16 protein-coding genes are annotated in these 14,443 nt (G+C 71.1%); 8 read left to right on the forward strand and 8 right to left on the reverse strand.

Annotation, left to right across the window (positions count from 1 at the left end):
- Positions 1 to 2 precede the first annotated feature (2 nt).
- From HNR30_RS06605 to hypE, 5 genes are read left to right on the forward strand one after another with little or no spacing between them, the layout of a single operon-like run.
- Entirely contained in the window at positions 3 to 659 is a 657-nt protein-coding gene (locus HNR30_RS06605) for a CBS domain-containing protein (RefSeq protein ID WP_181608719.1), read from the forward strand.
- A gap of 6 nt (positions 660 to 665) precedes the next feature.
- The gene (hypF, locus tag HNR30_RS06610; protein WP_181608720.1) at positions 666 to 2,891 is read left to right on the forward strand and encodes a carbamoyltransferase HypF; all 2,226 of its coding nucleotides are present in this window, start codon (positions 666 to 668) and stop codon (positions 2,889 to 2,891) included.
- Positions 2,892 to 2,893: 2 nt separating this feature from the next.
- The gene (locus tag HNR30_RS06615) at positions 2,894 to 3,103 is read left to right on the forward strand and encodes a HypC/HybG/HupF family hydrogenase formation chaperone (RefSeq protein ID WP_312894268.1); all 210 of its coding nucleotides are present in this window, start codon (positions 2,894 to 2,896) and stop codon (positions 3,101 to 3,103) included.
- Positions 3,087 to 4,169, forward strand: a complete 1,083-nt coding sequence (hypD, locus tag HNR30_RS06620; protein WP_181608722.1) for a hydrogenase formation protein HypD — start codon at positions 3,087 to 3,089, stop codon at positions 4,167 to 4,169. Before HNR30_RS06615 ends, hypD begins: the two co-directional genes overlap by 17 nt.
- Positions 4,166 to 5,242 (forward strand): hydrogenase expression/formation protein HypE, encoded by a 1,077-nt coding sequence (gene hypE / locus HNR30_RS06625; protein WP_312894269.1) that lies wholly within the window; start codon positions 4,166 to 4,168, stop codon positions 5,240 to 5,242. Before hypD ends, hypE begins: the two co-directional genes overlap by 4 nt.
- Here the strand turns inward: hypE and HNR30_RS06630 are convergent.
- The 8 genes from HNR30_RS06630 to HNR30_RS06665 form a co-directional block, all read right to left on the reverse strand.
- A complete protein-coding gene (locus HNR30_RS06630; protein WP_181608723.1) occupies positions 5,169 to 5,630 on the reverse strand; it encodes a hydrogenase maturation protease in 462 nt (153 codons plus the stop codon). The genes hypE and HNR30_RS06630 overlap by 74 nt on opposite strands.
- Positions 5,615 to 6,871 carry a Ni/Fe hydrogenase subunit alpha gene (locus HNR30_RS06635; protein ID WP_181608724.1) on the reverse strand — a complete coding sequence of 419 codons (1,257 nt, stop codon included), beginning with the start codon at positions 6,869 to 6,871 and terminating at the stop codon, positions 5,615 to 5,617. Before HNR30_RS06635 ends, HNR30_RS06630 begins: the two co-directional genes overlap by 16 nt.
- Positions 6,838 to 7,533, reverse strand: coding sequence for an NADH-quinone oxidoreductase subunit B family protein (locus tag HNR30_RS06640; RefSeq protein ID WP_312894270.1), 696 nt, complete (start codon positions 7,531 to 7,533; stop codon positions 6,838 to 6,840). The genes HNR30_RS06635 and HNR30_RS06640 overlap by 34 nt, the downstream gene beginning before the upstream one ends.
- Complete coding sequence (locus HNR30_RS06645) at positions 7,530 to 8,333, reverse strand: FAD/NAD(P)-binding protein (RefSeq protein WP_181608726.1); 804 nt, start codon at positions 8,331 to 8,333, stop codon at positions 7,530 to 7,532. The genes HNR30_RS06640 and HNR30_RS06645 overlap by 4 nt, the downstream gene beginning before the upstream one ends.
- Positions 8,330 to 9,460 (reverse strand): 4Fe-4S dicluster domain-containing protein, encoded by a 1,131-nt coding sequence (locus tag HNR30_RS06650; RefSeq protein WP_181608727.1) that lies wholly within the window; start codon positions 9,458 to 9,460, stop codon positions 8,330 to 8,332. The genes HNR30_RS06645 and HNR30_RS06650 overlap by 4 nt, the downstream gene beginning before the upstream one ends.
- Position 9,461: 1 nt before the next feature.
- Positions 9,462 to 10,160: a CBS domain-containing protein gene (locus HNR30_RS06655; protein ID WP_181608728.1), complete on the reverse strand. Its 699-nt coding sequence runs from the start codon at positions 10,158 to 10,160 to the stop codon at positions 9,462 to 9,464.
- An 18-nt stretch (positions 10,161 to 10,178) separates the two neighbouring features.
- Positions 10,179 to 10,862, reverse strand: a complete 684-nt coding sequence (locus tag HNR30_RS06660) for a CBS domain-containing protein (RefSeq protein ID WP_181608729.1) — start codon at positions 10,860 to 10,862, stop codon at positions 10,179 to 10,181.
- A 104-nt stretch (positions 10,863 to 10,966) separates the two neighbouring features.
- Complete coding sequence (locus tag HNR30_RS06665; protein WP_181608730.1) at positions 10,967 to 11,962, reverse strand: NAD(P)H-dependent glycerol-3-phosphate dehydrogenase; 996 nt, start codon at positions 11,960 to 11,962, stop codon at positions 10,967 to 10,969.
- Positions 11,963 to 12,068: 106 nt separating this feature from the next.
- On the opposite strand from HNR30_RS06665, the gene gap reads away from it, so the two are divergent.
- From gap to HNR30_RS06680, 3 genes are read left to right on the forward strand one after another with little or no spacing between them, the layout of a single operon-like run.
- Positions 12,069 to 13,052: a type I glyceraldehyde-3-phosphate dehydrogenase gene (gene gap, locus HNR30_RS06670; protein WP_181608731.1), complete on the forward strand. Its 984-nt coding sequence runs from the start codon at positions 12,069 to 12,071 to the stop codon at positions 13,050 to 13,052.
- Positions 13,053 to 13,101: 49 nt separating this feature from the next.
- Positions 13,102 to 13,677: an ABC transporter gene (locus HNR30_RS06675; RefSeq protein WP_181608732.1), complete on the forward strand. Its 576-nt coding sequence runs from the start codon at positions 13,102 to 13,104 to the stop codon at positions 13,675 to 13,677.
- A 32-nt stretch (positions 13,678 to 13,709) separates the two neighbouring features.
- Positions 13,710 to 14,438 carry a hypothetical protein gene (locus HNR30_RS06680; RefSeq protein ID WP_181608733.1) on the forward strand — a complete coding sequence of 243 codons (729 nt, stop codon included), beginning with the start codon at positions 13,710 to 13,712 and terminating at the stop codon, positions 14,436 to 14,438.
- Positions 14,439 to 14,443: the final 5 nt, after the last annotated feature.

The following is a 14,443-nucleotide window of genomic DNA, read 5'->3' on the forward strand; positions in this document are numbered from 1 at the left end:
TGATGTCCATCGAGGTCAAGGACGTGATGGGACGGGTGGCCATCGCCGTCGTGCAGGAAGCGTCGTTCGCGGACATCCTGGCCGCGATGAGACGCTACGCCGTCGGAGCGGTCACCGTCATCGACGCGGAACGGCGGCCCGTGGGAGTCGTCTCCGAAGACGATCTGCTCCTCAAGGAGGCCGACACCGAACGGCACCCCGTCTCGATCTTCGAGAGCCGCAGGCGCCGCGCCGAGCACCACAAGGCCTCCGGAGTCACCGCGAGGGAGCTCATGACCTCGCCGGCCATCACCGTCGTGCCGGGTACGGCCCTGCGCGAAGCCGCACGGCGTATGCACGAGCGACACGTCAAGCAGTTGCCGGTGGTCGACCCGGTGTCCGGCCGGATCGTCGGCACCCTGCACCAGTCCGACGTGCTGCGGGTCTTCCTGCGGCCGGCCGAGGAACTGGTGACCGAGATCGAAGCGCTCCTGGCCGATGCGACCGCGTTCACGATCACGGTCGACCGGGGAGTGGTCACCGTCGGCGGGACCGTCGAACGCCGTTCCCAGGCCATCCAGATCGTCGAGCGGATCCGCCGGGTCGAGGGGGTCATCGACGTGGTGTCCGAGCTCGCCTCCGAGACGGACGACATCGTGGTCGTCCCGCCGCTGATGTAGGCCGGCATGGATGCGACATGGCGGATCGAGGTGCGCGGGATCGTGCAGGGTGTGGGATTCCGCCCCTTCGTGCACCGGCTCGCCCATCGGGCCGGGATTCGCGGCACGGTCCGCAACGCCGGTGGTCACGTGGTCATCGACGCGACCGGAACCCGGCCGCGACTGGAGGAGTTCGTCTCGGGCCTGAGGAGGGGACGGCCCGAGGCGGCCAAGGTCGACGAGGTGCGGGTCTCGACCGTTCCCGCGGACGACCCCGCCGGCTTCTTCATCGTGGACAGCTGCACGGCGGGCGGGACCCTGCCGCAGATCCCGCCCGACCTGGCCACCTGCGCCGGCTGCCTGCGCGAGTTGTTCGACCCGGCCGACCGCCGGTATCGCTACCCCTTCGTCAACTGCACCGCGTGCGGACCGCGGGCGACGATCATCGAGGCACTGCCGTACGACCGCGAGCGCACCACCATGCGCGACTTCTCGATGTGCCGGGCCTGCGCCGCCGAGTACCACGACCCGGCCGACCGCCGCTTTCACGCGGAACCGATCGCCTGCCCCCGGTGCGGGCCGCGACTGAGCTTCCTCGGCACGACGGGTGACGCCGCGCTGCCCGCCGCCGTAAGCGTGATCGCCGAAGGTGGCGTCGTGGCGGTCAAGGGACTCGGTGGGTTCCAGCTCGTGTGCGACGCGACCAGCGAGGACGCCGTGACCAGGCTGCGGTCGCTGAAGGCCCGCGAGCTCAAGCCGCTGGCGGTGATGGTGCGCGACCTGACGACCGCATGCGTGATCGCCGAACTCTCCGACGACGACCTGCGGGTGCTGTCGTCCCCTTCGGCGCCCATCCTGCTCGCCCCCCGCCACCGCGGCATCCTGGCCACGGGCGTCGGCCACGGCCTGCCCGACGTCGGAGTCTTCCTGCCCACCACACCCCTGCACCATCTGCTGCTCGACGATTTGCGCCGGCCACTTGTCGTCACCAGCGCCAACGTCGGCGGCAGCCCGATGCCGATCGAGGCCGTCGTGCTGGAGACCGACGGCGTGCTCGGCCACGACCGGCGCATCCTTGGCAGATACGACGACTCGGTGGTCCGTTCTCTGGGCAGACGTGCTACCACCATCAGGAGCGGCAGGGGACTCGCTCCACTGCCGCTGGAGCTGCCCATTCCCACGTCGAGGCCGCTACTGGCCGTCGGCGCCCAGCTCAAGAGCACCTTCACCCTGGCCGACGGCGAGCGTGCGGTGGTGGGGCCGCACATCGGCGACCTCGAGGACGCCGAAACGCTGGAGGCCTTCCAGGACGCCGTGGACCGCGCGCAGGCGGTCCACGGCGTCCGGCCCGAGCTGATCGCTCACGACCTGCACCCCGGCTACCTGTCCACCCAGCTCGCCCACGCCTCCGGCAAGCCGCGGATCGCCGTGCAGCACCATCACGCCCACGTCGCGGCGGTGGCCGCCGAGCACGGACTGCCCGGCCCCTTCCTCGGCGTCGCCTATGACGGGCTCGGGCTCGGCGACGACGGCACCTTCTGGGGAGGCGAACTGCTGCTGGCCGATTACGTCGGCTACCGGCGGCTGGCCCGCTTCTCCCATGCTCCGATGCCCGGTGGCGCGGCTGCCGTACGCAGGCCCGGCCGCATGGCGCTCGGATATCTCGTCGGGGGCGAGACCGCTGTCCGCAAGCCCTCACCCCAGCGGCTCGCCGCCGACTCTCCCTCACTGCGCCGCATGATCGAACAACGCGTCAACTGCCCTGTGGCCTCCAGCGCGGGCCGGCTGTTCGACGCGGCCTCCGCCCTGCTCGGCCTGTGCGAGGTGAACTCCTTCGAAGGGGAGGCCGCGCTGCGCCTGGAGAACGCCGCCACCGGCCACAACGCCGAGCCGCTGGCCTGGCGGCTGGAACGCAGGGACGGGTTGTGGGTGTACGACGGGGTGGCGACCCTGCACGACCTGCTGGCGGCGCGGGACGACGGCGAGCCGGTCGGGCGGATCGCCGCAGCCTTCCACGCCACCGTCGCCGCGGTGACCGTGCTGATGTGCGAGCACGCCGCGACCGAGACGGGCGTGAGCACGGTGTGCCTGTCGGGCGGGGTCTTCCAGAACCGGCTGCTGGCCGTGGACGTCCTCGACCGCCTGGAGGCGGCGGGATTCGACGCCTACATCGGCGAGCGCGTCCCCGTCAACGACGCGGGCATCAGTTTCGGCCAGGCGGCCGTCGCGGCGGCGAGGTCGTCGTGTGCCTAGGCGTGCCAGGCCGGATCGTGGGGCCCGGCCTGGTCGACTTCGACGGGGTGCGCCGCGATGTCTGCCTGGAGTTCACGCCCGAGGCGCGGATCGGCGACTACGTGATCGTCCACGTCGGCTTCGCCATCTCGATCGTGGACGCGGCCGAGGCGGAGCGCACGCTCGCGATCCTGCGCAGCATCCCGGGAGGGCTCGATGAGGTATCTGGATGAGTACCGCGACCCCGTGCTCGCCCGCCGCCTGATCACCGAGATCCGGGCCGCCGCCACCCGCGAATGGTCGATTATGGAGGTCTGCGGAGGCCAGACCCACACCATCGTCCGGCAGGGCATCGACGAACTGGTCCCCGTCCGTATGGTGCACGGACCCGGCTGCCCGGTCTGCGTCACCCCGCTGGAGGTGATCGACCGGGCCCTGGCCATCGCGGCGCGCCCAGAGGTGATCTTCACTTCGTTCGGCGACATGCTGCGGGTGCCCGGCTCGGTCACCGATCTGCTGTCGGCCAAGGCCCGCGGAGCCGACGTCCGCGTGGTGTACTCGCCGCTGGACGCCGTACGGCTGGCACGCCGCAATCCCGGGCGCGAGGTGGTCTTCTTCGCGGTCGGCTTCGAGACGACGGCTCCGGCCAACGCCATGGCCGTGCTGAAGGCCGCCGAGGAGGGACTGGCCAACTTCAGCATGCTGGTCAGCCACGTGCTGGTGCCGCCGGCGATCGCCGCGATCATGGAGTCGGCCACCGTGGACGCCTTCCTGGCCGCCGGGCACGTGTGCGCCGTCATGGGATGGACGGAGTACGAGCCTCTCGCCGAGAAGTACAGGGTGCCCATCGTGGTCACCGGCTTCGAGCCGCTCGACCTGCTCGAAGGCATCCTCATGGCGGTCCGCCAGCTGGAGGAGGGCCGCTTCGCGGTGGAGAACCAGTACGCCAGGGCGGTGCGCCGCACCGGCAACCCCGCGGCGCAGGGGGCGATGCGGCGAGCGTTCAGCGTGAGCGACCAGACGTGGCGCGGTATCGGCCCGATCCCCGCCAGCGGCCTGGTGCTGGCCCCCGCGTTCGCCTCCTTCGACGCCGCCGTCCGCTTCGGAGCTCTGGGGGTCACGGCGGTGGAGGATCCCGCCTGCATCGCCGGGGAGATCCTGCGCGGCACCAGGACCCCGCTCCAGTGCGCGGCGTACGGCACACGCTGCACCCCACGCAGGCCGCTCGGTGCCCCCATGGTGTCGTCGGAGGGCACCTGCGCCGCCTACTTCAACGCCGGAAGGGAACCACAGCCGTGACGACGCACCCCATGACGAGGCCGCTCGCCCTGTCCGCCGATCCGATCGCGGCGACCTGCCCGGCGCCCCTGGCCGAGAACGAGCGCGTGCTGCTTGGCCACGGCTCGGGAGGGCAGCTCATGGCGGAGCTGCTCGCCGACCTCACCCCGCGTCTGGGCACGCCCGCGCTCGACGACGCGGCGATTGTTGTGACCGGCAGACCGGAGATCGTGCTGAGCACCGACAGCTTCGTCGTCACCCCGCGTTTCTTCGCCGGAGGCGACATCGGATCGCTCGCGGTCCACGGCACCGTCAACGACGTGGCCATGATGGGCGCCCGCCCAGTGGCGCTCAGCCTCGCCTACATCGTGGAGGAGGGCCTGCCACTGGAAGAACTGCGCCTGGTCACCGCCTCGGTGGCCCGAGCGGCCCGCGCGTGCGGAGTGCCGGTCGTGACGGGCGACACCAAGGTCGTCGGCCGGGGCGCCGCCGACGGGCTCTACCTCACCACCACCGGCGTGGGCGTGCGCCTGCCCGGCGCGTGCGTCTCCGCCTCCCAGGCCCAGCCGGGCGACCTCGTCCTGCTGTCCGGGCCCATTGGCCTCCACGGCGTCAGCATCCTCAGTACGCGCGAGGGCCTGGGCTTCGACAGCGAGATCGCCTCCGACACCCGGCCGTTGCACCGGCTGGTCGCCACGATGATCGCGGCCGGTGCGCAGGACGTGCACGTCCTGCGCGATCCCACACGAGGCGGCCTGGCGAGCGCGCTCAACGAGATCGCCACCGCATCGTCGGTGGGCATCGAGCTGGAGGAGTCGTCGTTGCCGGTTCCGGCCCAGGTCGCCGCGGCGTGCGAGGTGCTCGGGCTCGATCCGCTGCACGTGGCCAACGAGGGCTGCCTGGTGGCGTTCGTCGCGCAGGAAGCCGCGGGCCGGGTGCTCCGGGCGATGCGACGGCTGCCCGAAGGCGCGCGGGCCAAACTGATCGGGCGAGCGTGCGACGCCCATCACGGGCGGGTGGTCATGCGGACCCTCGTCGGCTCCCGCCGGATCGTGGACATGCTGGTGGGCGAGCAACTTCCGCGCATCTGCTGATCAGCTCGGGCAGCGCCTGCCGTACGGCGGGCGACAGCGGCGCGCCCAGCTCGAAGCCTGCGCCCTCGACGGTGACGACGACCAGGCGGCGCGGCAGCCGTCCCAGCGCGCGACCGAGGTCCAGGGCGTCGGCCAGGCTGAGCCCGTGGGTGCTGGTGTGCCCGGCGGGCGGCAGGCCGAGCCCCGCGTGGCAGCGGATGGTGCCCGGCGGGTCGTGTGCGTGGGCGCAGTCGATCACGACGGCGAGGTCGGCCCCGGTCCAGGCCTCGACGAGCTCGGCCGGATCGCCGCCGTTCTCCAGCCCGCCCAGCGCGCGGGCGGCCTCCAGCCCCGCGCCGTCGTCGCCGCGGTAGTCGTTGCCGATCCCGATGATCACTGTTCGAGACATAGCTCAAGGAAGTGCGCCGAGCAGGAGATGCACGGGTCGTGGTTGCGGATGGCTCTCTCGCACAGCGCGGTCAGTTCGGGCACGGGAAGGCCGAGTCGTGGTTCGACGAGCACTCGCAGGTCGTCCTCGATACGGGCCTGGTTCTGTGCCGTGGGCGGCACGATGTCGGCTTCGGCGATCAGGCCGTCGTCGTCGATCCGGTAGCGGTGCAGGAGCGTGCCGCGTGGTGCTTCCGAGGCGCCGTGCCCGACGCCCGGCCGTGGTTCGACGGGTACGGTAGGCGCGTCAGGCGGTTTGTACCGGTCGAGGATACGCAGCGACTCGTCGCAGGCGTGCACGGTTTCGATCGCCCTGACGACGATGCTCTTGTACGGGTTGAGGCAGACCGGGCCCAGCGCCGAGGCGGCCTCGCGGGCGCGGGGCGAGAGCTTGGCGAAGTTGAGGTTGTAGCGGGCGAGCGGCCCGGTCAGGTAGCCGCGCCGGCCGTCGAGCCGCGAGTGCAGGGCGGTGGAGTGCGGCACCTGCTCCTCGGTGATGTGCAGGGGCCACTCGTCGACGGGAAAGCCCGGCAGGTCGCCCGAGAGGATGGCGTACTCGTCGGGATGGGTGAGCGCCAGGAAACGGTAGTCGTGCTCGACGTCGGGGAAGTCGAAGCCACTCACCCAGTCGACGGTCTCCAGCGCCAGCGTGAGTGCGTGCTCCAGCCGTTCGGACAGGCCGCGCAGGTCCGGCAATCGATGGAAGCCGCCGAGCCGTACGTTGACCGGATGGATGGCGCGCCCGCCCACGGCGGCGACCAAGTCGTTGCCGGCCTTCTTGAGCGCCAGGCCGCGCTCGACCACGGCTCGGTGGTCGCGGGCCATGGCGATGCCGCTGGGATAGCCGAGGAAGTCGGGCGCGTGCAGCAGGTAGATGTGCAGGGCGTGGGACTCGATCCATTCGCCGTAGTAGAGCAGCAGCCGCAGGTCGCGCAGCGGGCCATCGACGGTGACTCCGCAGATCGACTCCAGGGCCTGGCAGGCGCTCATCTGGTAGGCGACCGGGCAGATGCCGCAGATGCGAGCGGTGATGTCGGGCGGTTCGGTGAAGGCGCGCCCGCGCAGGAGCGCCTCGAAGAAGCGCGGCGGTTCGTAGATGCGCAGTTGCAGGTCGTTGACCCGGCCGTCGCGGGCGCGCACGAGGAGCGCGCCCTCACCCTCCACCCGGGTCAGCCCGCCGACTCTGATCGTTCTGTGTACCACGGTGACTCCACGGTGATCTTGAGAGCGGCAGGGTTGGGTGTCTCCATCGGGCCGAAGCAGCCGAAGCAGCCGCGGTTGAAGGCCGGGCACAACGCGCCGCAGCCCGCCTGGGTCACCGGGCCGAGACAGGGGGTGCCGTGGGCGACGAGCACGCACGGATTGCCGCGCGCCTTGCACTCGACGCAGACGCTGTGCGTGGGGATCACCGGCCGCCTGCCGGCGAGGAAGGCCGCGATGACCTCAAGGAGCTGCCGTTTGTCGATCGGGCAGCCGCGCAGCTCGAAGTCGACCGGCACATGCGCGGAGACCGGGGTCGCGCGGTCGAGGGTGGCGATGTAGCCGGGCCGGGCGTAGACGACCGGCAGCAGCGCGGGGGTCTCGCGCAGGGCCTGGATGCCACCGGCGGTGGCGCACGCGCCGATCGTCACCAGATGCTTGGAGATCCTCCGGACGTGCCTGATCCGTTCCCGGTCCTCGGGCGTGGAGATGGAACCCTCCACCAGGGACAGGTCGTAGGGGCCCGGCGACGAGACGCTGCTGGCCTCGGCGAAGTGGGCGATCTCGATCCTGGCGGCGACGGTGAGCAGCTCGTCCTCGCAGTCCAGCAGCGTCAGCTGGCAGCCGTCGCACGAGGCGAACTTCCAGACGGCGAGCTTCTTCACAGCTGCCTCACCTCCAGCAGGGGCGCGGCCATGTCGTAGGTGACCACCGGGCCGTCGGCGCAGGTGAACAGGGGGCCGAGCTGGCAGTGACCGCATCGGCCGATACCGCATTTCATGTTGCGCTCCAGCGACAGGGCGATCCGGCCGGGCCGTACACCCCGGTCGGCAAGCAGGGACGCGGTGGCGCGCATCATGATCTCCGGACCGCAGACGAAAGCGTAGGTGCGGGCCGGGTCGAACACCGCGCGGCCCACCAACTTGGTGATCAACCCGGTCGGTCCTCGCCAGGCCCGGTCGGGATGGTCCACCGTGACCAGCACGTCGAAGTCGCGCGCCCAGCGGGCGAGCTCGCGCGGGTAGATCACGGTCGACGGGGTGCGGGAGCCGACGAGCAGGGTGATGCGGCCGAAGCGCGAACCGTGCGCGGCCAGGTGCCGGACGACCGGCCGCAGCGGCGCCAGGCCGAGCCCTCCGGCCGCTACCACCACGTCCAGCCCGTGCGCCAGGCCGAGGTCCCAGTGCGTGCCGAACGGGCCGCGCACGCCGATGATCTCCCCCCGGCGGGTACGGCACAGCGCCCGGCTGACGGCGCCCACCGCCCTGACGGTCTGCACGTAGCCGCCCGCCCGGGCGTGCCCGCTGATGGAGATGGGGATCTCGCCCACGCCCGGCGCGTACAGCATGGTGAACTGGCCGGGCAGGAACGGCGGCGCGGCACCCTCGACCGGGTCGAGGGTGAGCGTGACGGTGTCGGCCCGGTCGGGCCTGCGCGAGCGCACACGGTAGGGGACGGGGATCATCGCAGGCGCTCCAGCGCTGTGCTGACGGTCGCACTCGCTTCCGTGCCCTGCGTGGTAACGTCGCGGGTTCCTGCCTCCTCGGTCACGGCTCTTAGCTCCTCGGTGAGGTCGATGCCGGCCGGGCACCAGGTGACGCAACGGCCGCAGCCGACGCAGCCGTAGGTGCCGAACTGGTCGACCCAGGTCGAGAACTTGTGGGTGAGCCACTGCCGGTATCGGGCACCCCCCGAGGAGCGGACCGGCTCGCCTCCGAGCTCGGTGAAGCCGAGCGTGAAGCAGGAGTCCCATCGTTCGAAGCGTTCGTCGTCGGCGTCCTCGGTGGTGACGCAGAAGCAGGTCGGGCAGACCATGGTGCAGCTCGCGCACATCAGGCAGCGGGAGGCGATCTCGTCCCACAGCGGCGACTCGCGCTGCTCCACCAGGCGCTCCCTGATCCCGTCAAGGTCGACGCGGCGGCCCATGCGGGCGGCGGCCGTACTCTCGATCCGCTCGGCGGCCTCGCGGTCGTCTTCGGTGGCGGGGCGGTGGGGGAGGGCGGCGAGCAGGTCCCGGCCTCTGGCGGTGCCGGGTTCGGCGAGGAAGCCGTCCGCCAACTCGGTGAGGGCCACGTCGAAGCCTGTCGTGGCGCGCGGTCCCGAGCCCATGGAGGCGCAGAAGCACGTGCCGCCGGGCGTGGAGCAGGTGACGGCGATGAGGAACAGCGCCTCCCTGCGGGCCCGGTAGGCCTCGTCCGGATGCCGCCCGCCCAGGAAGACCCGGTCCTGGACGGCGATCGCCGCCAGGTCGCAGGCGCGAACACCGAGCAACGCCAGGCGCGGCGCCTCCACGGGGGTTTCCACGGCGGTGTCCTCGATCCAGCGGAACAGCGAGGAACGAGGCGGATGCGTGTACCGCTTGACGGAGTCGGGGCTCGCCGCGAAGCCGAAGACCTCCGCCGGCCCGGACGACGCGTGGAGCCGATATCTGCCCGGCTCCTGTTCGTCGCGCCATCCGGCAGGCAGGTCGGCGGCCGACGACAGCTCGGCGAAGCGGATCACACCGTCGCGGACCGTGGGACCCACGACGGTGTGCCCGCCCTCACGCAGAGCCCTGATGAGCGGCTCCAGTGACGCAAGGACGACGTCCATGTCAGGTTCCGCCGAAGTAGGGCAGGTTGGCGGCGATGTCGTCAAGCTTCCACGTGAGCTCGTCGCGCAGGCCGACGACGCCGTCGACGTTCTCGGCGTGCCTGGCCGCGGCGATCGCCTGGCTGTTCTTGTCGACCTGGCCCGTCAGCCCGACGACGCCGTCCTTGACCGTGACCTCGATGCTGGAGACCGCCAGAGGCGGCAGGCCGTTGACGACATCGTTCCTGATGGCCTCGTCAGAGCGGGTGAACACCTTGAGCAGGTCGTGACGGCTGACGATGCCGACGAGCCTGCCCTCGGCGTCGACGACGGGCAGACGCTTGACGCCGTGCCGGTCCATGAGCCGGGCGGCGCGCACCACGGAGTCGTTCGGCGTGGCGACGACGGCGGGCGCGGACATGAGCTCGCCGGCCGTGTGGCCGACGGACTTGCGGTAGATGTCGTGCTCGCTGCCGGCCATGTGACGCACGCGCGCCCGCAGCGGTGGCCGGTAGTCGTCACCGTAGAAGCGCTCCTTGAACTCCGCCTTGCAGAGCAGGTCGGCCTCCGACACGACGCCCACGACGTGGTCGTCGGAGTCGATCACCGGAAGGCCGCTCACCGAGCGGTCGATGAGGACCTGCGCGACCACGTGGAAGGGGGCCTTCTTGTTGACGGCGGCCACGGTGGTGGTCATCACGTCCTTGACCTGGATTCTCATGGCTCCTCCTGTGCCTGGTTACTGGCCGCCCCACTTGGGCGTGTCGTCCTCGTCCCAGGTCAGCTCGTTGATCACGTCCACCACTCCGTTGACGCGTGCGCTCATGGCGGCGGCGCTCTCGGTCTCGCTGCGGTGGCGCATCCGCCCGCCGAGGAAGATCTCGCCGTGGTGCGCGCTGACCCTGACCCGGCTGATGTCCACGAAGAGTCCCCGCCCCAGGACCTCGTCGCGGATCTCGGCGACCAGCTCGGCATCCGGCCGCAGGAAGACCTTGAGCAGGTCACGGCGGCTCACGACGCCGACGAGGTGATCCTCGGCATCGGTGACCACGAGCCGCTTGACGCCGCGCTCGTCCATCAGCCGCGCCGCGGCGACGGTCGAGAGCTCGGGCCTGATCGTGATGGCTGGAGCGGTCATGATCTGGCTGGCCCGGTCGCCGAGCGCCCGGTGCGGTGCGTCGCGGTGACGGCGCCGCACCCGGAGCGGCGGCTGGTAGCCCTCGCGGTAGTACAGCTCGCGGAACTCCTCCTTGTAGAGCAGGTCGGCCTCGGAGACGATGCCGACGACCCGGCCGTCCCCGTCGACCACGGGGACCGAGCTGACGCCGTGAGCGATGATCATCTCGGCGATGTCCTTGAACGGCGTGCTGCCGTGAACCGACACGACCTCGGCGGTCATGACGTCCTTCACCTTCGTGCGCATGGTTCCTCCTTCGCCTCCATTCCAGACGTCCGGGCAGGCGGCACGCAGGGCCGTTGGTCCCGCCGTTGGTCACTTCGCGGTGCGGCGGTCCACGTCCGGAGTGCTCACCACGGCCCCGCCTCATGCCCGGCCGGCGTGTGGCGCAGTCCCCGGTAGGCGTCGTGGACGGTGATCTCTCCCGACAGCACCTGGCTGATCGTGCGGCAGATCGGCATCGGCAGGCCGTACCGATCGCCCAGCTCCACCGCGGCGGGAGCCGCGCGCACGCCCTCGGCCACCTGCACCATGCCGGCCAGGACGTCGTCGAGCTCCCGCCCGCGCCCGAGTTGCTCGCCCACGTGCCGGTTACGGCTCTGCGGGCTGACACAGGTCGCCATGAGGTCGCCCAGGCCGGTCAGCCCGGCGAAGGTGGCCGCCCGGCCGCCCATGGCGACGCCCAGCTGGGTCAGCTCGGCCAGGCCCCTGGTGATGACGGCGGCTCGCGTGTTGTCACCCACTCCCAGGCCCTGAGCCATGCCGGCGGCGATGGCGATCACGTTCTTCAGCGCTCCGCCCAGCTCGCAGCCGATGACGTCGTCGTTGGTGTAGACGCGCAGCAGGCCGTGTTGAAAGATCTCCTGCAGGAGCTTGGCCACCACTTGATCGGGGGTTGCGACGACGGTCGCGGCGGCCTGGCCCGCGAGGATCTCCTTGGCGAGGTTCGGCCCGGTGAGCGCGGCGACGGGATGGCCGGGCAGGACCTGACCGATCACCTCGGTCATGCGCAGCAACGAGCCGTGTTCGAGGCCCTTGGCCAGGCTGACGATCGGAATCCACGGTTCGACCCGGCCGCGCACCGATTCGAGCACTTCACGGAAGGCGTGCGACGGCACGCCGACGATCAGCACCTGAGCCCTGGCGGCTGCCAGCCCCGCGTCCCCGGTCGCCCTCAACCGTTCAGGGAGGGAGAAGCCCGGCAGGTAGACGGGATTGTGATGCCGATGGCTGATCTCCTGCGCCAGGGCCGGCTCACGAGCCCACACCACGGCCTCATGCCGTCGGGAGACGAGGGCCGCGACCGTGGTACCCCACGACCCGGCGCCCAGGACGCTGATTCTCATCCCTCCATCGCACGTCGCGCCGACCGGCCGTACAGGGGCCGGAAGTCCCCGAGTGGCAGGCCGGTCGGCCCTAACCCGAAGACGGATCGCGGCGGAGCCTGAGGTCATGAGAATCGGAATCAACGGATTCGGCAGGATCGGCCGGGCCGTCCTGCGTCGCGCCCTCGTCACCGACCTCGAGATCGTCGCGATCAATGACATCACCGACACCGAGACGCTGGCGCATCTGCTCAAACACGACTCCACCTACGGGACCCTCCCGCTGCCCGTCTCGGTGAGCGGGCCTGCCATCACGGTCGCCGGCCGGGAGATCGCGGTCACCGCTGAGCGTGATCCGGCGGGCATCGACTGGCGTGGCTACGGCGTCGACCTCGTCATCGAGGCCACCGGCCGGTTCCGCACACGCGAGGACGCGGCGCGGCACCTGAAAGCGGGGGCCCGCAGGGTGCTCATCTCGGCTCCGGGCAAGAGCGTGGACGCGACCATCGTGCCCGGCGTGAACGACGCCGCCTTCGACCCGATCCGTCATGAGATCGTCTCACTGGCCTCCTGCACCACCAACTGCGTCGCCCCGATGATCAAGGTGATGCACGAGAACTTCGGGCTGGTCAAGGGCTTCATGACGACGATCCACGCCTACACCGGTGACCAGAACCTGCTGGACGCCCCGCACAAGGATCTGCGGCGGGCCAGGAGCGCGGCGGTCAACATCGTGCCGACGACGACGGGAGCGGCGCGCATGGTCGGCCAGGTCCTGCCGGAGCTGGCCGGGCGGCTGGACGGGGTGGCGATCCGGGTGCCGGTGGAAGACGGCTCGATCACCGACCTGACCGCGGTTCTGTCACGTGAGGTGACCGCCGAGGAGGTCAACGAGGCCTTCGAGGTGGCCGCCGAGAGCAGCCTGGACGGCATCCTGCGCTTCAGCAAGGCGCCGCTGGTCTCGCGTGACATCGTCGGCGACCCCGCCTCCTGCGTCTTCGACTCCGCCCTGACCCAGGCCGACGGCGCTCTGGTGAAGGTGTTCGGCTGGTACGACAACGAGTGGGGGTACGCCAACCGGCTCGTTGAGATGGCCGGGCGGATGACATGAACATCGCCTACGAGGCACGGAGGGGGCTCAGGTTACCTTCCCGCCGCCGGTGCCCGCCGACGGCGTCGCCCAGTTCGCCGGCAACGCCGCCCAGATCGGGCTGCTGGTCGTCGTTTTGGTGGCCGCATCCGCGCTGGCCTTCGACGCCCGCCGTGAGATGGCCGTCTTCCTGCGGACCAGGGTCCGTGGAGTGGCGTCCGTCATCCTGCCCGCCTATCTCGTCACCACCGGCGCCGCCGCGGCGGGACTGGCGCTGGGCACGCTGGCCGCCTGGTACGAAACCGCCGTCCTGCTCGGCGAGCTGCCCGCCGGGGCCGTGCTGCTGGGCCTCGGGTGCGGGGTGATCTTCCTCGCCTTCGCCGTGGCCGTCGTCGCGCTGATGGCCGCCCTGGTCCGCGGCGTCGCCGCCGCCGCGGGCTGCGCGCTGGCCCTTCTGCTGGGCCTGGCCGTCGTGGGCGGGCTCACGGGTACGGCCTGGCTGCCGGTCACGCTGGCCACTGCGACGGAGGCGCTGGTCCGTGGCGAACCGGCTGCCGGATTGCTTCCGGCGCTGCTTCTCACGGCCGCGCTCACCGTGTTCGCCCTGATCGCCGCCGTGCGGCTGGCATCGAGGCGCGAGATCTAGCCCGACCACCGGCAACTCTTCAGGAGGTTCACATGAAGGCAACCGTGGGCGGTCGCTCCAGGGAACGATGGGGAGCCGCGTCCGGGCTGGTGGCGGTCGGGGCGGGCGCGACGGCCATGGTGTTCGAACGGGGAGGACTCAGCCCGTCGGCGCCTCCCGGGGAGATCGCCGAGTTCTTCACGAGAAACGGGCCGGCACAGCTCACCCAGAGTTTTCTCTTCGTCCTCGGGGCCGGGGCCCTGTTGTGGTTCGCAGGCTCCCTGCGGAGTTTCCTGGTGCGAGCGGAAGGTGACGCCGGACGGCTGTCGGCGGTGGTCTTCGGAGCGGCGATGGTCCAGATCACCGTCAACCTGGTCGCGCAGGCCTTCCAGATCGGCATGGCCGGCACGCCGGGCGGTCAGGTGTCACCCGCGCTGCTCGGTGTGGCGAACGCGCTGTTCATCCTGGCCAACCTGCCGATGGCGGTGATGCTCCTGGCCACGGCCCTGGTGTCCTGGCCTCACGGAGCCTTCCCCCGCTGGCTGGACTCGCTGGCCGTGGTGGCCGCGGCGGCGCACGCGCTGCTGGCCGGGAGCTTCGCGGTGCGCGGCGGGCCGCTGGCGCCGGACGGGTGGTTGGCGGCCTCGCTCTACCCGGCGTTCGTGGTGTGGCTGGTCCCGGCGGCGATGTTCATGGTTCACCGGGCGGGGAGGCCTCGCGGCGCCGGCGGCCCTCGACAACCGCGGCCAGAGGTCCGCGAAGCCAGGGACCAAGGTCTCTGACCGTA

It is taken from the genome of Nonomuraea soli, assembly GCF_013761175.1.
In the GTDB taxonomy this organism is placed as follows: domain Bacteria; phylum Actinomycetota; class Actinomycetes; order Streptosporangiales; family Streptosporangiaceae; genus Nonomuraea; species Nonomuraea soli.